This window comes from Mucilaginibacter rubeus (assembly GCF_003286415.2).
Lineage (GTDB): Bacteria > Bacteroidota > Bacteroidia > Sphingobacteriales > Sphingobacteriaceae > Mucilaginibacter > Mucilaginibacter rubeus_A.
This window is the reverse complement of record NZ_CP043450.1, coordinates 7,054,070-7,076,061: the sequence shown is the minus strand read 5'-3', so window position 1 is coordinate 7,076,061 and position 21,992 is coordinate 7,054,070. Positions and strand designations below refer to the sequence as shown.

Sequence of the window (21,992 nt, the reverse complement as noted above, 5' to 3'; positions counted from 1 at the left end):
TGTTTGCCTTTGTACTATGCACTGTTCCGCTCGAGGCAAATTTTCAAATTCCTTTTACCGTTCTGGATATAGCTCTTCACCTCATTTAAAGTATATCCCGTTATTTCGGCAATTTCTTTATAACACTTCTCTTTTAAATAAAACAGGTCGATACTTTGTTTTTGCCCGCCGGCTAAGCCTGCAATACAATTTTCCAAAGCTTTCAAAGCCTCTTCCCTGTTATTATCTTCAGGATGCAGCAAAGGGGTAAATTCCATAACCTCTTCTAAATTAACCAGCTCCATCTTTTTACCGCTCCGCAATTGCATCAAACAATAATTGCGCCCAAGTACATAAACCCAATTTCTGAACTGGTTAATTTCATGCTTTTTAACCTTATCAACCAGTTCCTCAAAAATGCCCATTACAGCATCCTTAGCCAATTCCTCATCTTTCAGATATTTAAGGCAAACGCCATAAATAAGGGACATATATCTTTCATATAAGTTGCCCAAAACAGTTAGGTTACCGCTTGCGCGATAATCACTAAGTAGTTCCTCGTCTGTTGATTGCCCTGGTTTTTTGGGTTTTATAAATAGGTTCATTAAACATACAAAATTAATTGTTTAAAATGGTTTATGGAAATTAACGCCCTGTATAACACTCTATTTAAGGAAAATAAACAAGTAACAAGTTGTTTTTCACACAATTTTCTTCAAAACAGGACAAAACAAAGGCACAACAATAAGGAATAAAAGACAATAATAAAGTCACCTAAAATAAAAAAGCGACACTGTTGAGGTGTCGCTTTTTAGACGTATGATCAGTAATTATTACCTTGCCGGTTGTGGTTTTGGTAACGCCTTACGCGGAATCATTTCGGCACGTTGTGATGTATGGTAAACAAACGATGCTACAATTGTGGCGGCCTGCTTCAGGTCATCTTCAACAAGGCGGTCGTAAGTATCCTGATTGCTGTGGTGGGTACGTGTACCATAATCAATAGCATCCTGGATAAACTGGAAGCCTGGAATGCCTACAGCGTCAAATGAAAGGTGGTCGGTACCGCCGGTATTGCTGATGGTAAGCGTGGTGGCGCCAAGATCTTTAAATGGCTCAAGCCATGCTTTAAAGATAGGTGCGGCAGCAGAATCGCCCTGCAAATACACGCCGCGGATTTTACCTGTACCATTATCCAGGTTATAATAAGCCGAAAGTTTAGCTTGCTCAGGTTTTAGCTCCATAGTCTTCGGATCGCCGAAGTGGTTGGCCACGTAACCACGCGAACCAAATAAGCCCTGCTCTTCTGAGCTCCATAACGCAATACGGATTGTACGTTTTGGTTTAAAGTTGATAGCTTTTAAAATACGCATGGCCTCCAGCATTACCGCGCTGCCTGCAGCGTTATCTGTAGCGCCGGTAGCAGCATGCCATGAATCAAGGTGACCACCAATCATTACTACCTGATCTTTCAGTTTTTTATCTGTACCAGGAATTTCAGCTACAACGTCATAACCCTGCAGATCGTCGGTAATAAATTGTGTTTTGATATCAGCTTCCAGTTGTACCGGCTGACCGCCTTTTAGCAGGCGTAAAATGCGCTGGTAATCTTCGCTACTGGTTTCAAGTTCGGGAGCTACCGCTTTGGCCGTATCGGCATATGAAGCGCCGTTGGTAGTAAATACTGTACCATCGGTACCGCGGGCCTGACTTAATACCAGCCCGGCTTTTTCATCAACCAAAAACTGGCTTAATGTTGCCCTGAAAGCACGGAGCTTACGGAAAGTCGCCATTTGAGCCGCGTTAGGATCAGCAGCATTTCTGCGCGGAGCGGCAGGGGCTGCTTTAGCCATTTCGGCAAGCTCCTCATCGGTATAGCGGGCTGCGTCAGCTTTCCAGGTACGCTCTGTAGGGGCTTTGGTATCAAATATTACGATTTTGCCGGCAAGCTTACCTTTGTATTGTTCAAGCTCGGCTGCCGAATCTGCTTTGAGCAGCATTACTTCGCCTTTAATTACACCGTTGGTGCCAGGTGTCCACGCTTTAGGTATGGCGATGATGGCGTGATAATAAGGAACGGTAATAGCCGCATAGTTTTTTTGAACTTCCCAGCCTTTGCCAAATTTACCCCAGGCTTCTAATTTAGCATTAGCCATGCCCCAGGTTTTAAGCTGATTAACCGCCCAGTTTTGAGCACGTTTTAAGCCGGGCGAGTTAGCAAGCCTCGGGCCCGAAACATCGGTAAGGTAAAAAGCCGTTTCCATTACTTTGGAATGGCTAAGGCCTTCTTCCCTGATTTTTTGAACCATTGCCGCGTCAACAGGTTCCTGTGCCAATGCGGGTACTGCAATACCCGCCGTAATTAAACACGAAAAGAGTAGTTTTAATTTCATATAATAAATAATAAGATCAGTTAGTAACAAACCTATTTATTATAAATTAAAATCGGGAATATATTGCGTTAACAAATTTGTTACATGGGATTAATTACTAAGGTCTTTGGCCAGAGTTACATGACATATGATAATGCCGGATATTGTCTTTGCAATTGTGCACCCAGGCCAATGCATATTCCCTTGTTGATGTTCAACTTTGAAAGTGTGAACAAGCGAGTTTTTTTCTAAAAAAACAAACTACTGATAATCAGTCGTTTATAGTTCATTGAAAATCCAAAACCAATCACGATGAACAATTAAGCGTTGATAACCAATGACTTACAAAATTTCAGCTTAAAAAATTGAACACCCTGTTTTCGAAAATTGAACACTGACAAAATATTGTCATCTCAGGGCAAAGTTACGTTGTTGCTAAACTTCGCCCTGCTCTTACTGGTGTTGGGAAGATGAGGAATTGCTGAGCATGTTGGTTTAAAAGTTATGTCATTGCGAGGAGGAACGACGAAGCAATCTCGTAGCTATGCAGCTTCGGATATGCATTGGCTACGAGATTGCCACGCTGCGCTCGCAATGACATAGTTTTAGTTGTTTTCCGGGTAACTTTCATTTTCCCGACAATCGCTCTGGTCGAAGTTTAGCGATCCCCCCCAACAAAAAAGGGCTCATCTTTTTCAGATAAGCCCTTTCATATTTTAAAGCTGCTATTGTTATGACAGCTTACGTTTAACTTCTACGTTTTCGTATGCTTCAACGATATCGCCTACTTCAATGTTGTTAAAGTTGTTGATGTTCAAACCGCACTCGTAACCTGCACTTACTTCTTTCACGTCGTCTTTAAAGCGTTTCAGTGAAGCCAGCTCGCCGGTGTAGATCACCACACCATCACGGATGATACGAATCTTGCTGTTACGGTTAATTTTACCATCAAGCACCATACAACCTGCAATAGTACCCACCTTGCTGATCTTGAAGGTTTCGCGGATCTCAACGTTAGCCACAATCTTCTCTTCAAAGGTTGGAGCAAGCATACCTTCCATCGCCGCTTTGATCTCGTTGATCGCGTCGTAGATGATTGAGTATAGCCTGATATCAATCTGCTCTGCTTCGGCCAATTTACGGGCACCACCTGATGGGCGTACCTGGAAACCGATGATGATCGCATCAGATGCCGATGCCAGCAATACGTCTGATTCGGAGATCTGACCTACCGCTTTCGAGATGATATTCACCTGGATCTGCTCGGTTGACAGTTTCAGTAATGAATCTGACAAGGCCTCGATAGAACCATCCACGTCACCTTTAACAATGATGTTAAGCTCCTTGAAGTTACCTACTGCCAAACGACGGCCGATTTCATCAAGCGTGATGTGTTTCTGCGTACGTAAGCCCTGCTCACGTTGTAACTGTAAACGTTTGTTGGCAATTTCACGTGCTTCAACTTCGCTTTCAAGCGCATTGAACTTATCGCCTGCTGTTGGTGCGCCCTGCATACCCAATACCTGTACCGGTGTTGAAGGTCCTGCGGAGTCAACACGCTGACCACGTTCGTTGGTTAACGCTTTTACACGACCGCTATAGCAACCTGCCAATATCGGATCGCCCACTTTTAAGCGACCTGCCTGTACCAGGATTGTAGTAACAATACCACGGCCTTTATCTAAAGCAGCCTCAATAACAGTACCTACGGCACGTTTGTTAGGGTTAGCTTTCAGTTCAAGCAATTCGGCTTCAAGCAATACTTTTTCCAATAACAGGTCAACATTTAAGCCGGTTTTGGCCGAAATTTCCTGCGACTGGTATTTACCGCCCCACTCTTCAACCAAAATATTCATGGCCGATAATTGTTCCCTTACCTTATCGGCATTGGCACCTGGCTTATCAATTTTGTTGAAAGCGAAGATGATTGGCGCACCTGCAGCCTGCGCGTGGTTTATCGCCTCGCGGGTTTGCGGCATCACGCTGTCATCGGCAGCTATCACTATAATTACAATATCTGTAACCTGTGCACCCCTTGCACGCATCGCGGTAAACGCTTCGTGACCCGGTGTATCCAGGAAGGTGATCTTACCTTTATTATCAGGCAATGTTACCTCGTAAGCACCAATGTGCTGGGTTATACCACCCGCTTCGCCGCCTATTACGTTGGTTTTGCGGATAAAATCCAGTAATGAGGTTTTACCATGGTCAACGTGGCCCATGATGGTTACGATTGGCGCACGTGTCACTAAATCGGCCGGATCATCTGGCTGGTCAAGGTTGGCTTCCTCATCCTGAGGCTTCACAAATTCAACCTGGTAGCCAAACTCGTCGGCCACAATTGAAAGTGTTTCGGCATCAAGCCTTTGGTTGATCGAAACGAACATACCCAGGCTCATACAGGTAGATATAATCTGGGTTACAGATACATCCATCATGCTTGCCAGCTCGTTTGCTGTTACGAACTCGGTAACCTTCAATACTTTTGATTGAAGTTCCTGTTCCATTGCCAGTTCTTCGGCACTTGCAGCAACGTCATCACGTTTTTGACGACGGAATTTAGCACGCTGTGCAAATTTACCCGACTTACCCGCACCGCTTAAGCGTGCAAGTGTAGCCTTAATCTGGTCTTGTATATCCTTTTCTGAAGGTTCTTCCTTCGGAGTAGAATGTTGAGGAGGGTTATTCCTGTTGTTCCTGAAATCCGGACGGTTACCGCCGCCACCGTGATGACCACCGCCACCCTGATTTGGCCCGCTATTGCCAGGAGCACCGTGTGTACGGTTCCTGAAATCCGGACGATTAGGGTTAATGGTACCACCACCACTTGGCTGCTGGCCCTGGCCTTGAGGGTGATTTCCCCCGCCGCCTTGCTGCTGGCCATGTTGATGGTTGCCACCGCCTTGCTGCGGATTGCCCTGGTTATCTTTACGCTTACGTTTGCGTTTATGATCGGCCGAATTATTATTATTTGCATTTGACGAAGCTACCGGATTGCGTTTTGGCGCGTTAACCGGCAACTGGATCTTACCAATAATGTTTGGACCTGTTAAACGCTCGGCCTTGGCACGAATTACATCCGGCTCCTGGCTTTCGTCATGTGCCGGTGCGGCCGGTGTTTCAGCAGCAGCCGGAGGTGTTACAACCGGTGCTTTTTCAACAACAGGTGCAGCAGGCGCTTTAGGCTCTTCCGCTTTAGGTATTTCAACAACTGGCGGTGCAACAGGAGCTACCGGTGGTTTTGGAGCCTCAACCTTTGGAGGTTCGGGCGCAACCGGTGCAACTGGCTTTGGCGCTTCAACTTTGGGCTCGGCTGGTGCCGGAGCCGGAGTTGGCGCAGGTGCCTGAGCAACAGGCTCTGGTTGTTTAACAACTTCCACTGGCTTTTCAACAGGCTTCTCTGCCTGTGGCTGTGGTTTAGCATTCAGGCTGCTAAGGTCAATTTTTCCAACTACCTTAACACCAGGTAATACGTCATTGCGCTCATCAGAACGTGCAGAAGCTTGCGCTGCCGGAGCAGGCTCGGCCGGTTTTGGTTTCTCAACCTGCGGCTGTGCAAAGTGCCCTGTATTCTTGATCAGTATCTCTTCGTTCTCAAAATCGCGCGAACGGCGGTTCTCAACCGGCTTTTCAGGAAACTGTGCAGCAGGCTCTTCTTTCCTTATCTTTCCGATACTGATCTGCTTAGCTTCCTCCTTAATACTTTTGTCAACAGCAAATTCCTTCAACAGGGCATTGTACATGTCGTTATCCAGCTTAGCCATAGGATGCTTGTCAACCTTGTATCCTTTGGTAGCTAAAAAATCGACAAGGGTACCCATGCCAATGTTCAGTTCTTTTACTGCTTTAATTAATTTTATGGATTTGTCTTCTGACATTTAATATTACTTACTTTCTCTGCTTATTTGGGTGCAAAAATACGATTTTAATTTTGCTTATTACGCTTATTCAAACTCCGCATTCAAAATTGATAGCACTTCTTTTACAGTTTCTTCCTCTAAATCGGTGCGTTTTACCAATTCACCAACGGTTAAGGCCAGTACTGATTTTGCTGTATCCAAACCAATGCGTTTAAATTCATCAAGGATCCAGCTATCAATTTCGTCTGAAAATTCTTCAATGTCCACATCTTCGTCATGCTCATCGGCTTCACGGTAAACATCAATTTCGTAGCCAGTCAATTTTCCTGCCAACTTAATGTTGTGTCCGCCCCTGCCAATAGCTAATGATACCTGGTCGGGCTTTAAGTACACAGCAGCTGTCTTTTTCTCATCATCTAATTTAATAGAGGTGATTTTGGCAGGTGATAATGCACGCTGGATATATAACTGAACGTTATTGGTAAAGTTGATAACGTCGATATTTTCATTCTTCAACTCACGTACAATGCCGTGAATACGTGAACCTTTCATACCTACGCAGGCACCAACCGGATCAATACGGTCATCATATGATTCTACCGCTACTTTAGCACGTTCGCCCGGCTCGCGTACAATTTTTTTGATGGTAATTAAACCATCAAAAATCTCAGGAACCTCAAGCTCAAACAAACGTTGTAAAAACTCCGGCGCTGTACGTGAAATGATGATTTTAGGGTTGCTGTTCAGCATATCTACCTTAGATACAACAGCTTTAACACTGTCACCTTTCTTAAAGTAGTCGGCCGGGATCTGCTCTGTTTTAGGCAGCAACAGTTCATTACCTTCGTCATCAAGTACCAAAGTTTCTTTTTTCCAAACCTGGTAAACCTCGCCGGTAACAATTTCACCTACGCGGTCTTTATATTTTTTGAAGATCTCGTCTTTCTCTAATTCCAGAATCTTTGATACCAGCGTTTGACGTGCAGCTAAAATAGCGCGGCGGCCAAAGCTTTCTAAAGTGATCTGTTCAATATAATCATCACCAACTTCAAGGTCGGCGTCATAAAGGTGTGCTTCGGCAAGTTCAATCTCCAGGTCATCGTCTTCGCTAAAGCCATCTTCCATAACTTTACGTGTACGCCAGATTTCCAAGTCACCATTATCGGTGTTAACAATTACGTCGCAATTTTCGTCCGTACCGTACTTTTTCCTGATCATGCTTCTGAAAACGTCTTCCAGTACGCTCATCATGGTAGGGCGGTCAATGTTCTTGAAATCTTTAAATTCCTGAAAAGAATCAATTAAATTAATATTGCTCATTTTTACTTAAATGATATTAAAACCTTTGTTTCTGTTATTTGCTCCATTGGGATAACGCTTTCAATAACCTGCGCTTTTTTCCCTTTTTCTTTTACTTTTTCTTCAATGGTGATAGCATCCTCGGTAAGGCCGGTTAATATGCCTTCACGTTTTGCCCCATCTTTCATTTTAATGCCCAGGTTACGGCCAACATTTTTGGCGTATTGCCTTGGCGATGACAGCGGAAAATCAATACCCGGCGACGATACTTCCAGGTTATAAGCCGTTTCAATCACGTTTTCCTCTTCCAGATGGAAACCAACGTGCCTGCTTACCTGTACACATTCATCAATGCCGATACCGTTATCGCCATCAAGCAGAATAATCAGCTTACCATTCGAGTGCATTTTAATATCCACTATAAACAGGTTTGGCTTATCTGCTATTTTCTCTTCTACCAGTTCTTTTACCCTTTTTTCAATATTCATTACCCACCGGTGTTTTTGACTGAATAATTTTGATTGATAAAATAAAAGAGGGGACTAATTGCCCCCTCTTTTATTAACGGTTGCAAATATAATCAAAAATATTAAATTTTCAAGCATCAGGATGGTTTATTGCTTAAAAATCAAATCTGTATAGTGCAAAGTTCCGGGTTTGCTGCGGCTTTTTATCAAATCGGTCAGCGTACCGCCGGCCCCAAAATCATAGTAACGGAAAAAATAGGTTTGTTGTGTGCTGAAAGCGGTATCCGGTGTAAAAATAACTACATTATCTTTAATTACATAGCGTCCCGGCTGTATGGGCTGCAGGTTGCGCAAGGTGGTATCTGCAGGCATGCGATAAACCGCCATTAAGGTTTGCCAGGCCGTTGCCGATGAATCACGACTGATATCGTTAATAATAGCCGGATCAAAACCTGTTATCTGCAATGATTTCCCGTTATTAACAGGACTAATGGTTACTACTGTTTTGGTTGATGTTGCTGTACAACCCAACAAGACTAATAGCAGGGACAAAAAAGAAACACGGTTTTTCATCACGCAAGATAGGTTTATTGTAATAAAAAGCCGATATTTCTGTTTACAATACAAAACCTAAGGCAATTGAAACCTAAGCTATTACTCCCTTTTTTCCTGCTGCTTTTCTGCTGCATAAAGGTCAAAGCAGATATTCCCCGTATTAATACCGATCAGCTTAAAGCAAAAGCCAAACAAAGCCTTACATTTTGCCGGCAGCGGGGGTACAATACACGCTATTGCATTTTAATTGATATGTCCGCACCATCAGGTGTTAAGCGTTTTGTGGTATGGGATTTTAAGAAAAACGACTCGTTAATCAGTGGCTTGGTAAGCCATGGCTGCGGCCGAAACCCTTGGAGCGGCGTATGGTCAAAAGATAAACCGGCATTTAGCAACCTTGATGGAAGCCATTGTACAGCGCTGGGCAAATACACAATTGATAGCCGCGCCTGGAGCGCCTGGGGTATCCATGTAAAGTATTACCTAACCGGTTTGGAAAGCACCAACAATAATGCGTTAGCAAGGCAAATCGTTTTTCATTCCTGGGAACAGGTTGCCGAAACTGAAGTTTACCCCAACGGCACACCTGAAGGCTGGGGTTGTCCTGCTATTTCCAACAATACTATGAAAATTGTGGATGCATTACTGAAAAAACAAAAGAAGCATGTGTTACTGTGGATATATCAATAGGGATAATCTGCGGCTTTAGCAAGGCGGCCGTGGGGTAGGTATATTATAGCTATAATAAGGCGACCGTGAGGACACGGTCGCGGGGAGTAAGAGATCATTAAAACCTCAACCCCAATCCCGCATCATGATTCAGGATATACTTCCCATCCTCAAAATCGGGCATTATGTATGGGTTATTGCTTACCAGGAACGGGCCGTCAAGGTCAACCCAATCTGCCTGTGGCGCAATGGCTAATCCGGCGAGGGCGGCGCAGCTGGTTTCGGTCATGCAGCCTATCATTATTTTCAGATCAAGCTCGCGGGCTTTATCAATCATTCGTTTAGCCTCGTACAAGCCTGCCGATTTCATGAGTTTAATATTGATCCCGGTATAAACACCTTGAGCCTTTTCCACATCTTCAAAACGTTGAACGGCCTCATCACCAATAATAGGAATAGGGCTTCGCTCGGTAAGCCAGGCATTGCTGTCGGGATCGGTTTTGAGCATGGGCTGCTCTATTAATTGTACACCTTGCTCATGCAGCCAGTAGGTCATATCCAGGCTTTGCTGCAAGTCTGTCCAGCCCTGGTTGGCATCTACATAAAGCGGCACATCAGTTACCGAACGGATAGTAGTAATCAATTCCTTATCAGTATCGCGCCCTAATTTTACCTTGATCACTTTAAAACCTTCAGCCTCTTTTACTTTTTTTATGATCATTTCGGGCGTATCAATACCAATAGTAAAACTGGTAACAGGCATAAGCGCCGGATTGCTACCAAGCAATTGCCAGCAGGATTGTTGTTTCAGTTTACCATCCAGGTCATGCAGGGCAATATCAATAGCCGCTTTAACAGCCGGGTTGCTGGGAGCGATGCTATCGAGGTAATTAATAATCGCGCTAAAATTAAAAGGGTAACTAAACCGGCTCACATCAACCTTGCTTAAAAACTCAGTAGCGCTTTGATGGCTCTCGCCCATATAGGGCACCATCGAAGCTTCGCCGTAGCCGGTTTTGCCCTCGTAACTGATCTGCACCAGCATAACCGGGGTAGAAGTGCGCGAAAATTTGGCTATCGTAAAAGCATGCTTCAGCTGAAGCTCGTAGGGTTGATATGTCAGTTCCATGTTAAAAACCAAAGCTAAAATTTTAGTACGAAAATCGTGCTTATCTTTGCGGCCATGCCGGCACAAATTTATTCACCGTTCACCAATTTCAATTTCAGCAATAATAAATGTTTCCTTACGGGGCAAAACCTTAATTCGCCAGAGGAGCAGATCCAGGTATTTCCGCAATGGCTCATGAGCCGTTATGAACTGGAAGACAAGCCTTTTAAACTGCTTGACGAAAGCATGGCAACCTATAAAGACCTGAAGCTGCCTTGCACCGCCGAAATAAATGAGCTTTATCTTGAACCGCTCGAAAATGAAATTGCTGCCGCTTTTGAAACCGGTTATGAAGCGCTAAAAACGCTTGATGAGGATAAACTGTTTTTATGGGCAGGCAAATTACTATACGGAATTATCTTTAACGAGATCCAGGCGGGCATCAAATTACAGCATTCACAAGGCGAGGAGTTTAACATATCGCAATCCATCATCCATAAATTCAATAACCTGCATATGATGCTACAAAGCCTCAACCTCCCTATCGAGTTTGATGGCTTTAAGCCTTACAGCCTTGTTTTATTTAAGGTAGATAATGCTGAAAACGTTTTTGGCTACCGCGATGAGATCAACACGCTTACATTTTCGCTACGGATAAAAGATTTTGGCTTTATTCTGTGCCTGCAGGATAACGGCGCCAACGCCCGTTATCATAAAGAGGCCTTGGATAAAATTGCAGATAACATACTGCACCCTATTCAGTTTGAAGAGTTAAATGCCCGGTTCTTCTATTCGGCTTATTTATTTAACCGTTTGCCTGAATACGATATTTTCAACATTGGCGACACCATTTCATTAGAAGCCCTGCCACTGCGCGGTACCAGCAGCAAGCCCCTGTTTGACGACTGGATGAATAAAACCTACGGACAGGTACTGGAAAACTTTTGGAAAAACTGGGGGTTCCTGCTGTTAGAGATCATCAAGAACCCCGAGAAGCCTATGAGCTTTTTATTTAATGCCGATGGGGAGTTTAAAGACGGAAATGAGCTGGGGCTTCAGAAATAATTTGCTGAATAAAATCGCCTAAAACATGGTGGTTAAAAACGATGGTGATTATCAAACCGCTTATTGCTCCAAAAAAGTGCGCGTCGTGATTGATTTGGTCGCGTGAATATTTTGAAGCATAATGGCAATATACCAGGTACAGGATACCGAAAAGCCAAAACCAGATGCCAATCGGAATGGGCATTATGTAAATGGTTTGCCATGGCATAAATAAAACTATACTAAAAATCACAGCGCTAACAGCACCAGAGGCACCAAGACTATAATAATTATAGTCGTTTTTATGCTTAATTACGGTTGGCATATCGCTCAGTATCAAGCTTAACACATATAGTATTCCAAACTGCAGGTGCCCTATTATCGGTTCGAGCGTGAACGCAAAAAAGTAAAACGACAGCATATTGAAAAACAAATGCATCCAATCGCGGTGAATGAGTCCACTGGTGATGATGGTATGGATATCCTTGCCGCGCGAAACGGTGTAAGGATGCAGCATCATGCGACCATAAAGATTATCGTTTGAGAAAGCTAAAAGCGAAGTAATAATAGTTATTGCAAAAATAGCGCAGGCCACCGGGGCCGTGTGAATAATTTCCATTTATTTAAGGTCGAGTTTGGTATTAGTTAAAAGCCTGCCTACAGGATAGCGCATAAAAGTTTTTTCAAAATAAGGCGAATTGCGGTAAACAAAGAACAATTGCGCACCGGCGTTATTGGCCAGTTGCGGATCCTTCGCTTTGGCATCGTCCAGTTTTTGTTTAATCGACGGATCTTTTTTTAGCAGATCGGCAGCGATATCCTCAAAAACATAATCCGAAAAATATTCCTTTTCGCCCAGCACCGAATCAAAAAAGTTCCATGCAAAAAACGAATCGACACCCTGCGGCTCCAGCGTTTCCACGATATAACGGTTTATTGGCTGATTAGTATACACCACGTAATCGCCCGTGTAAAATTTAATTGGCATATCTACCGGGTTCAGCTTTACGCCGGTATGCAGATAATGCCCTTCAAAAGGTCGGGCCGGAGTTTTCAGATCGGCTATATAATACATTTGCAGGTTAAGCGTGGTATCATGGGCCAGTTGTTTCATCTGTACCCCGTTCAGCTTAAACAAATCAATTACCTTGCCCCAGGCCTGCGGAATTACATAAGCCACCGGTTTATCGGCAGTAGCAGTAACTTTATAAGTGTTATAATATTTTATGGTTTTGGTGTATGGCTTATCACGGTCATAATATAACCTGGGCAAGCCGCTAACGCCGCTGGCTTTGTGACCTGCTTCATACCCCTTAAAGGTGATGGTATCAACCTTATCCATATCAACAGCCCAGCTTAATGCAAAAGTTTTTTGATTGATTACTTGTTCATCAGCCTTGCGTTTCAGTTCACCTATCAGTTTAGCATCGCGCTGGTTAATTTCAATCAGGTGCTGCATAAAATCATAGGTAGCATACACACGCTTATCAAAAGGCTTAAGCATATGCGTTTCGGTAATGTAGCTGATGATATTATGCTGGGCAGTAAAGCCAGTGGCAAAGCGTGGTGTTTCCAAAAAGCTTACAATGCCAGAATCAGGCAAACCTTCCTCGCCTGCACCGTAAGGGATCATCTCATACCCGCTCTTTTTCATTTTGCTGTACAGGTATGGGGTGAGGGTTTTGGTGGTATAATCGGCCAGGATAGGGTTTTGCTTTTCTTTTTGGGTTTCGATAAGCGTCATCACATATTGATAATCGGCGCCATCGCTGGTGTGGTTATCTAAAAACACTTCGGGTTTCCAGGTAGTGAGGATCTGGGTAAAAGCTAAAGCGTTACGGCTATCGGCCTTAATGAAATCGCGGTTAAGATCCAGATTGCGGTAATTGCCCCTGAAGCCATAGGCAGATGGGCCATTCTGACTTACACGGCTTAACCCGCGGTTAAGGTTGCCGTCGATGTTATATAAGGCAATAAGACAGATCACCACATCTTTGGGCAGCGTATTATTCTTAAGCATGTCGCGTACCAGCATCATACTGGCATCAATGCCTTCCGGTTCGCCGGGGTGAATGCCGTTATTGATCAGCAGTACGCGTTTATTCTGCTTTTTGATAACTGCCGGATCAAATACCTTATCTTTTGAAAGTACTACAAGCGTCAACGGTTTACCTACATCTGTAGTGCCATAATTGATAAGCTTCATTTGCTGCGGGTACAACTTATTAAGCTTTTGATAGTAATCAATCACCTGGGCGTAGGTGGCCGTATAATTCTTGTCCTTGCTTAACTCAAACGGGGTGAGCTGGGCTTTGGCAGATAAGGTAATAAAACAGGCAACGAGGGCAGCGAAAACTATCTTCATGAGTAAATGCGTTGCTCAAATATAGTTTAACTGCGGCAAAGCCGGGAGGTGTAAGGTTATTTTTACCGGCTTAGCTACCAATAAGCCCGCCGAATCATTATAATACTTCGGCAGGCTTATTGTTACCGGTCATCTTTTAACGCAATACTGGGATATTGATATAACTATCATTAAACCATTTTATTTGCAACGGCATTTTAGCATCAAGGATGGTTTCATCGCTTACATTTTTGCCCGTTCCGTAATTGATCTGTTCAAAAGGACTTTTGTTAATATTGAGCATGATCACTATCCGGCTGCCCTTACTAAACTGCCTGCTGGTGATATAGGTATTAGTAAAAGGAATGCTTTCCATTTGCCCCGGTTTTAATAAATGTCGTTTCTCAGGATTTGTAGCATAGCTTGCCCGGCCCATAAAGTAGGTGAGGTAAAAATATTTACCATCGGGCATTTCCTCAAACATTACCACATGATAGTCCATATCTTTTTTATTAATGATAGTTTTTAACATGCCCGAAAACGCTCCGCTAACGGTAAGCGCCCCCGTAAGCGGTTCGCTTTTAAAAACAAGACTACTGCCGGTGTTCAGCGTATCATAAATAAGCTGGTTTAAAAAGTAATAACTACTGATGCTGTCCCGGTTAGCGAAATTAATGCTTTGCGCTGCGAAGGCTTTTTTCAGCGGTTTAGCGGGATTTAACCGCGATTTATCCAGGTAAAACTTCAACGTATCATTGCTCATTTGCTTTAATGAGGGCACATGCTTCCACTGGTTTGTACCCATAACTTCAAAATTGAATTTATCCTTCAAAAAAGCTGGTTTGGGTTTGTTTTTGAAGATATAATCAAACCACTGATAAATAATCTCATGGATGTTGATCCGCGCGGCATCATCAACGCGATAGCCATTTAAAACCGAATCGGGGTGCCCTTGTGAACCAAAATGGCCGTAAGGGCCAATGATCACATAGTGATTGGCTTTGGAGTTGTATTTCAGGTGCTCACGGTAATAATACATGCCGCCAATTTGCCCGCCATCGTAATAACCTGTAGTTGTTAACACCGGGATGTTGATATCCGCAAATTCCTTTTGATAAGGGATCATATTTTGCCAATACCGATCATAGGTAGGGTGCGCTACCCAATGCCCGAACATATTATTAATCCCCCTGCCGGTGAGGCTGTCGAGCGTGCGATAAGCTAAACCTGCGTTATACCACTTCCAGTACAACTGGTTCCATTGTGGACCATTGTAATCTTTTTCGTCCAGGAACTTGTTATTGCTGGTGTAGTAAGTCCACGAAAAAACAAAGCTCATTTGCACATTATTCGTCATGGGCACATCAAGCCCCGGTGCTACGGCAGCCGATGGCACAATAGTCTTAAGCGCCGGATGAAGCTTTTTAGTAGCAGCCCATTGGGTGAAACCGTTATAGCTTCCCCCGTACATGCCTACCCGGCCATCGCTCCAGGGTTGCTTGCTGATCCAGTCAATCACATCATAAGCATCCCGACCATCGGCTTCATAAGCCAGGGGGGCATCCGGACTGTTCCATTTACCCCGGGTGTATGCCATTACACCAACATAGCCTCTATCAGCTGCCTCCTGAATTTTTGACGTATCGCTGCGGCGGGCGTAAATGGTAAACTGGAAAATAGTCGGCAGCTTTTCGGTTATGCCTTTTTTGCGGGCTATCATTACGGTAACAAACGCGCCATTATGTGTTTTTAACAGCACGCTATCCTGCAGGTAAACACCTGTAGTTTTTTTGCTTTGTGCCGATGCTATATCGCCCAAAACAAGGCATAGCAATAGCAGGGAGAATAATTTCCTCATAATTTTTATTTGTTTAATATGGATTTGCTTGTTTACCTAAAGTCGGGGATTGTGCGGTTCCCCTCTTGAGAGGGGTGGAGGGGTGTGTTTCTGCTTTGATAGGTAAATCGACAACACACCCCTGCCATTACACTTTCCTCCGCGCCCCCTCTCAAGAGGGGAATTGTATTTTTCCCATGCTCTGTCAATCTTATTTTCACTTACTTACCACCCACTGCCTGAATTTTGCCGATTGCCGCTCGGAAACTTCAAGTTGAGTACCGGTATTAAGGGTTATTTTTAAACGACTATCGGTAGTTGTCATAGCCTGAATAAATTGCCGGTTGATGATCTGTGCGCGGTTGATCCTGAAAAATAAAGCATCACTTAACTTAGCCTCCAGCTGATTAAGCGAACTTTTCAGGAATACATTTTTATCGCCAAAAAAGATCCGGGCATAGTTATCCATCGACTCAATGAGGTGTACCGAGCTCCATTGAATAAAATGATACTGCTGCCGGTCTTTCACAAAGATTTGCCCGGCGCTATCTGCCTTGCCCAATCGCTGCCTTGCCTGTGTTATCGCTTTTTCAAATCTTTCCTCACGGATAGGTTTTACAAGGTAATCAAGCGCGCTTACCTCAAAGGCCTTAACAGCGTATTGGTCGTAGGCAGTGGTAAATATTACCGATGGCACCTGCTCTAATGATTCCAATAAATCAAAACCTGATTTTTCGGGCATCTGGATATCTAAAAAAAGCAGATCAGGATTTTGCTGAGCTATTATCGTCAGGGCATCATCAGCATTGGCGGCTTCTCCCATAATTTCAAAATCAGGATAACCGGCAAGTAAGCGCCTTACTTCATTACGGGCAGCACGTTCATCGTCAATGATCAAAACCCTTATCTTTTTCATACCCGCGAAATTTTAATAGTTGCCGTAACCATGTCATTAGCTTCGCCGATGACAAAATAAGCCGAACCTTTGTATCGCAGTTCCAAACGTTCGTTCAGGTTTTTGATACCTAAGCCACTATTCTCTTTCACAGGGTTTAACCTGCCCGGATTACTTACAGATATAACCAAACCGTTGGGTTCGTGATTTAAATTTATGCTGATAAACCCTCCTTGTTTTTGCTGGCTGATACCATGTTTAATAGCATTTTCAACCAGGGTTTGGATACACAAGCGGGGAAGCGTCATGTTTTGCGGCAGATTATTGCTTTCAATATGATATTGCAACCGCTCTTCAAGTCTCAGTTTTTCCAGTTCAAGGTAATCTTTAACTAACTCGAGCTCTTCTTCTACGGTGATCATCTGGTTATCGCCACTGTAAAGGGAATTTCTTAACAGATCGGCCAGCAGGTCAATTGCCCGCCGTGCCGATTTAGGATCGTCAATAATTAGCGCCTTAATATTGTTTAAAGAGTTGAACAGGAAATGCGGATTAAGCTGTGCCGATAGATTACTCAGTTGCGCATCCCGGGTAATAACCGAAAGCCTGGCATTTTCCCTGGCAATATTGATCTCGCGCCTTGAATAATGATACATATGACAGGCCAGCAGCCAGATAGACATCAAGCGCACACCGGCCACGAAAATACTATCACGATAGCGGTCAAAAAAATCGCCGAAAGTACCGGAGAAGCCCAGTTGAAACCATACCCTGAAAAAGTAAACTTTTAAAACCGTTACAAACAGGTAAACCAAACCTAATACCACAACCGTGGGGATGAGCCTTGGTAATAGTTTATGAAGTCCGAGGTTTTGCCAGCCTTGTTTTAAGGCAAAGCAACGGTAAAGGTGCGTAATGAGGATATAAACGGCAACATCCGTAGTAAACTGAAGAACGCCCAGCAACCAGTTAAAGCCAGCTTTGCTATAGCCGGTATAGCCCCAGTAAAGCGCCGCTACCGACCAGCCAATAAGCTGACATTTCCAATAAAGCGATATGGTTACGTGTTGTTTCAATTTGCTTGCCGCCTAATTTTGATCAAAGCAACAAAAACTATTATACAGTTAAAAGATAAAGTACATGAGTGCAGATATTTAGGGGATGAACGAGGAAAGAGGTAAGACTTTTAGACATAAGAGCCAGGAGCTTTATAACTTAATAAAAGCAGAAGACTTACGAAGTTTTGAAAACTTCGTAAGTCTGGATTCGAAAAACGGGTGTCATGCTGAGCTCGTCGAAGCATGGTGCGATGGCCTCTGCGCGCGAGTCTTCGACAAGCTCAGACTGACAGGCCATCTACACCTAATGTCCTCTTAAAGCCCGCAAATTAACAGGTTCTATCTCCCCTGCGTCAACCTACCCCACCGGCAAGGTAATCGTAAACACAGTGTACTCGCCTTCCTTACTTTCAATATCAATTTTACCGCCATGGCCTTTCACCACAATATCATAGCTGAGCGATAAGCCCAAACCAGTTCCCTGGCCGGTTGGTTTGGTGGTAAAAAACGGCTGCATGATCTTTTCCTTAATATTATCAGGGATACCCATACCGTTGTCCCGGACCGTAATCACAACCGATTTTGCCCCTTCTTTAGCTGGCTGAACGGCAGTGGTAACTACAACTTCAGGCTTATAGGTTTCCCCTGCTGTTTTTTGCTTTTGATGTACCGCGTAAAAGGCATTATTATACAGGTTCAGCAACACGCGGCCAATATCCTGCTGAACGATATTAACCAAAGGCAAACTATCATCAAAGTTGGTGACCAATGCCGAATTAAAAGTTTTGTCTTTAGCGCGAAGGCCATTGTAGGCCAGCTTGAAATATTCGCCGGTAAGGTTGTTGATGTTTACCTGCTCCTTACTGCCGCTGCCTGCCCTTGAGTGCTGAAGCATATTTTTCACAATGGCATCGGCACGCTTACCGTGATGGTGGATCTTTTCGAGATTCAGCTTCACATCCGCGGCTATTGCTTTGGCTTCCTCCGCGTCCCCGTTGGTTAGCTCAGTCTCCATTTCATCTATCAGCTCCATGCTCACCTCCGAAAAGTTGTTTACAAAATTCAGCGGGTTTTGAATTTCATGGGCTATCCCGGCAGTAAGTTCGCCCAGAGAAGCCAGTTTTTCGGCCTGGATCAATTGCTGCTGGGTAGTTTTAAGATTATCGACGGCATCGGCCAGTTGATCACGCTGGGTAATAATTTCTTCCTGTTGCTCGCTTAATTCTTTATTGGCCCTGCTTAAATCATCGGTACGTTGCTTTACTTTTTCTTCAAGCAATTGGTTTTCATATTTAAGCTGGCGCGAACGATAAGCAATAAACGCGTATATAGCCGACGCAAATAACACAATATAAATGAGCCATGCCCACCAGCGCAAATACCAGGCTGTGGCAATGACAATGGCGATGCTATCGCCGGCTTTATTCCACACGCCCGAACTGTTGGCCGCCCTTACATGAAATACATAAGTGCCCGCCGAAAGGTTATTATAAGTCACCGAGCGGTTGGTGCCTGCCTGTACCCAGTTCTTGTCGTAGCCATCCAGCTTGTAGGCATAAATATTTTGCGCAGGGTTATCATATTGTAAACCCACATAGTTTAACTGCACCCGATTTTGGTCATAAGGCAGTTCGAGCGTTTTACGGCCGTAGGTTAACACATTATTTATAGCATTGCCGCTTGATTTTGGATTGCTGTAAGCAACAGATTCGATGTGTACAACGGGGGCATACGGGTTGTCATTTAAATCTTCGGGATTAAAAACGGCGATACCATTACTTAAGGGGAAAAGCATCCTTCCATCTGCAAGCCTGTTCACGTTATCAATTCCCCTGAAAATATCCCTGCCGGGTAAAATGTCATCCATGAAAAAGCTTTTCAGCCTCATGGTGCGGGGATCTATCCGGGTAAAGCCCCGCTCGGTTATTACCCACAGCCGGCCGTCATTATCTTCATTAATGCCCATTACCGAGTTAAATATCAAGCCGGAATCTTCGTTAAAATGCTTTACGTAAGCTTCCTTTTTCCGGTCGAATAGAAACAGGCCGTCGAGGTAGGTACCAACCCAAAGCCTGCCGGCTTTATCCTCAAAAATATTATCTACACAGGCGGCCTTTCGCATGTCGTTATTAAAATAGGATATGAAACGGCCTGCTTTCCTGTCAAAACGGTTAAGCCCCCCGAAATTGGTACCTATCCAAAGTGTATTTTCATGATCTTCATAAAAGGTAATAGCACGACTATCATCAAGCGCGTATTTATTTTTTGAAGTTATTTTTTCATAAGAGCCCCGGTACGGATAGCGGGTGAACTTTTTGGTTACCGGGTTAAAAGAGCATATACCGGCATCAATATCGACGGCTATCCATAGTATCCCGGTATGGTCCTGGAACAGCGAGTGTACATAATTGCTGATAATGGAAGTACTGTCGCCGGGGATGTTGCTGTATTTTTCTTTTTTCCCGGTGATGGTATTGTACACCAATAATCCGCTTTCAGTTGCCACATACAGTGTGTTGTTTTGTCCGTAGCAAAAACCCGGAAAAAAGCCCTCGTTAGAGGCCACATTGTATATCTTTTTGTATTGGTTGGTTATGATATTGCCTTTATATATGCCCTGCCGGGTGGTTAACCAGGCGTCGCCATTGGGCCATGCTTTGAGCGTTACCAATTTGCCGGGATAAGTGCCGGCTTTTGCCGGGTTATTTTTAAATACAGTAAAGGCGCTTTTTAACTTGTTGATACGTGCTACACCCGCGTTTCCAAAACCAAGCCAAAGGGTATTGGTATGATCAATTGTTTTACCGCCTATACCCAGGCTTGGCAGGGCACCCGGGTCGTCAGGGTCTGTTACATAGCGTTTAAAAACGGATGTTATGGGATCAAAATAAACCAAACCGGCCGACGATGAGATCCAGAGTTTGCCATCCCGCGTTTCCTTGAAACCGATAAACTGATTTTTGGTAGCCGAGTTTATGGTATCAACAGGCGTACAGTTGCTGAAAGCATGGGTTTGCCTGTTAAATTTTGACAAGCCTTTATTGGTGCCTATCCAAAGGCGTTTGCTTTTATCTTCATAAAAGCTATAAATGCCGGCACTCAACAGGCTGTCTTTTGCATTGGCCTGGCCATATTCTTTAAGTTTACCGGTACCGATGTCATAACGGGCAAACCTCAGCGCTTTATCATGACCATGAAAAGTATTCATATAAAGTACCCCCGGCTCAGAGGGAGCTTCATAAATTGGATTAGCGGCGCGCATTTTTGCGGTATCATTTGAAGCAAGGTATTCACTAAAGCCCTTCCCGGCGCCGTTATATCGGTATATGCCGTTGTTTGAGCCAAACCAGATACTGCCATCTGCAGTTTTAACGGGGTTATAGTAAACAGTTGCCCTGATATGATAAATGCCCTTTTGCCTGTTGCTAAAAAGAAGGTACTGCCCTGTACCCGGCTCAAACTTCATCATATTTTGACCGCTGGTTGCCGAATCAAATCGTCCCCATAAATTACCATCATTATCTATGGCGCCCACAATCAGTTGTCCGTAAGTCAGGTTTGCCGGGTAGGGGTATTGAGTAAAAGAATCAGTTGCCCGGTTGTATCTGAAAATCCCGTTGGCAAGGGTGGTTATCCACAGGGTTTTGTTTTTGTCTTCAATTACATTAAATACCAGCGTTGATACCTGCTTATTCAGTTTAGGAGAGCCGAGTTTGTATATTTTGTAGCGGTAGCCGTCATAACGTACCAGTCCGTTTTGTGTAGAGAACCACATATATCCCTGACTGTCTTCAAGAAGGGAACCCACATTTGACTCGGGCAGGCCTTTCTTGATATCAAGGCGATCGAAATATAAATGAGCTGATTGTGCACCGGCATACATGCTTATGCAACAGCATAAAATCAGCATTGTGATTTTTTTCATTAAGGTATAAGTTAACAGGCTTAAAGTAAATATTTTATCCTGTAAAATAAAATGGAGGCTTTAACGGGGTTACTTCTTAGGCGCTTTGAGCTTTTTCTCGCGCTTATTATCAGATATCATTTTAACAATGGTTTTGCCATGGGTTAGTTGTTTAGGATCTTTAACCTTGGCCAGCGAGTTTTGCCAGGCCTCCTCTACCAGCTTTTTTATTTCCTGCTCAGGGAAAGCAGCAAGGTCATTTATTAGCAGGTAGCGGTACTGTTTACCATCGCCAATTAATAGTTTCTGCGGATCGGCAAGTTCAGAGCCCCAGTAAAAACCGAAATGTGTATTGTAATTAACGCCACGGTATATGGCAAAGGAGCAAAATATATGGCTCATTTTTTCGGTAGGCGACCAGCCAACAGCCAGGGCATTATAATTATCATAGATAAGCTCATTGGCCTGCGGGTACAAATCCCATACAAAATCGCGCAGCCATAAGGCCCGTTCCCGCACTTCGGCAGGGAACATTCTTAAAAAGAAAAGCAGGTCGGCAACTTCTTCCTTGGGCATAATATAAATATACAACCTTTTATTT

General features: G+C 43.9%; 16 protein-coding genes. 2 read left to right on the top strand and 14 right to left on the bottom strand.

All coding sequences use genetic code 11. From position 1 onward, the window contains the following. Positions 1-14 precede the first annotated feature (14 nt). The 6 genes from DEO27_RS28935 to DEO27_RS28910 form a co-directional block, all read right to left on the bottom strand. On the bottom strand, positions 15-584 hold the full coding sequence (locus tag DEO27_RS28935) for an RNA polymerase sigma factor (RefSeq protein WP_112570750.1): 570 nt from the start codon (positions 582-584) through the stop codon (positions 15-17). A gap of 228 nt (positions 585-812) precedes the next feature. Further along, complete coding sequence (locus tag DEO27_RS28930) at positions 813-2,372, bottom strand: M28 family metallopeptidase (protein WP_112570752.1); 1,560 nt, start codon at positions 2,370-2,372, stop codon at positions 813-815. 710 nt (positions 2,373-3,082) lie between these two features. Then, positions 3,083-6,229: a translation initiation factor IF-2 gene (gene infB, locus DEO27_RS28925; protein WP_112570754.1), complete on the bottom strand. Its 3,147-nt coding sequence runs from the start codon at positions 6,227-6,229 to the stop codon at positions 3,083-3,085. Positions 6,230-6,295: 66 nt separating this feature from the next. Continuing rightward, positions 6,296-7,531: a transcription termination factor NusA gene (nusA, locus tag DEO27_RS28920; RefSeq protein ID WP_091209687.1), complete on the bottom strand. Its 1,236-nt coding sequence runs from the start codon at positions 7,529-7,531 to the stop codon at positions 6,296-6,298. 2 nt (positions 7,532-7,533) lie between these two features. Continuing rightward, positions 7,534-7,998 (bottom strand): ribosome assembly cofactor RimP, encoded by a 465-nt coding sequence (rimP, locus tag DEO27_RS28915; RefSeq protein ID WP_112570756.1) that lies wholly within the window; start codon positions 7,996-7,998, stop codon positions 7,534-7,536. Between the two features lie 126 nt (positions 7,999-8,124). After that, the gene (locus tag DEO27_RS28910; protein ID WP_112570758.1) at positions 8,125-8,550 is read right to left on the bottom strand and encodes a hypothetical protein; all 426 of its coding nucleotides are present in this window, start codon (positions 8,548-8,550) and stop codon (positions 8,125-8,127) included. Between the two features lie 66 nt (positions 8,551-8,616). On the opposite strand from DEO27_RS28910, the gene DEO27_RS28905 reads away from it, so the two are divergent. Then, positions 8,617-9,222: a murein L,D-transpeptidase catalytic domain-containing protein gene (locus tag DEO27_RS28905; protein WP_223818077.1), complete on the top strand. Its 606-nt coding sequence runs from the start codon at positions 8,617-8,619 to the stop codon at positions 9,220-9,222. Between the two features lie 97 nt (positions 9,223-9,319). On the opposite strand, the gene DEO27_RS28900 is transcribed toward DEO27_RS28905, so the two are convergent. After that, positions 9,320-10,330, bottom strand: coding sequence for a dipeptide epimerase (locus DEO27_RS28900; protein WP_112570760.1), 1,011 nt, complete (start codon positions 10,328-10,330; stop codon positions 9,320-9,322). Between the two features lie 54 nt (positions 10,331-10,384). On the opposite strand from DEO27_RS28900, the gene DEO27_RS28895 reads away from it, so the two are divergent. Next, entirely contained in the window at positions 10,385-11,374 is a 990-nt protein-coding gene (locus DEO27_RS28895; protein WP_112570762.1) for a hypothetical protein, read from the top strand. On the opposite strand, the gene DEO27_RS28890 is transcribed toward DEO27_RS28895, so the two are convergent. The 7 genes from DEO27_RS28890 to DEO27_RS28860 form a co-directional block, all read right to left on the bottom strand. Beyond that, entirely contained in the window at positions 11,340-11,972 is a 633-nt protein-coding gene (locus DEO27_RS28890; RefSeq protein ID WP_112570764.1) for a rhomboid family intramembrane serine protease, read from the bottom strand. The genes DEO27_RS28895 and DEO27_RS28890 overlap by 35 nt on opposite strands. Continuing rightward, positions 11,973-13,718, bottom strand: coding sequence for a M14 family zinc carboxypeptidase (locus tag DEO27_RS28885; protein ID WP_112570766.1), 1,746 nt, complete (start codon positions 13,716-13,718; stop codon positions 11,973-11,975). A 136-nt stretch (positions 13,719-13,854) separates the two neighbouring features. After that, positions 13,855-15,555 (bottom strand): CocE/NonD family hydrolase, encoded by a 1,701-nt coding sequence (locus DEO27_RS28880; protein WP_112570768.1) that lies wholly within the window; start codon positions 15,553-15,555, stop codon positions 13,855-13,857. A 196-nt stretch (positions 15,556-15,751) separates the two neighbouring features. Beyond that, on the bottom strand, positions 15,752-16,450 hold the full coding sequence (locus DEO27_RS28875) for a LytR/AlgR family response regulator transcription factor (protein ID WP_190295268.1): 699 nt from the start codon (positions 16,448-16,450) through the stop codon (positions 15,752-15,754). After that, a complete protein-coding gene (locus tag DEO27_RS28870) occupies positions 16,447-17,505 on the bottom strand; it encodes a sensor histidine kinase (RefSeq protein WP_112570770.1) in 1,059 nt (352 codons plus the stop codon). The genes DEO27_RS28875 and DEO27_RS28870 overlap by 4 nt, the downstream gene beginning before the upstream one ends. A gap of 340 nt (positions 17,506-17,845) precedes the next feature. After that, complete coding sequence (locus DEO27_RS28865) at positions 17,846-21,412, bottom strand: two-component regulator propeller domain-containing protein (protein ID WP_112570774.1); 3,567 nt, start codon at positions 21,410-21,412, stop codon at positions 17,846-17,848. A 69-nt stretch (positions 21,413-21,481) separates the two neighbouring features. Beyond that, positions 21,482-21,967, bottom strand: a complete 486-nt coding sequence (locus DEO27_RS28860) for a DUF1801 domain-containing protein (protein ID WP_112570776.1) — start codon at positions 21,965-21,967, stop codon at positions 21,482-21,484. Positions 21,968-21,992 lie beyond the last annotated feature (25 nt).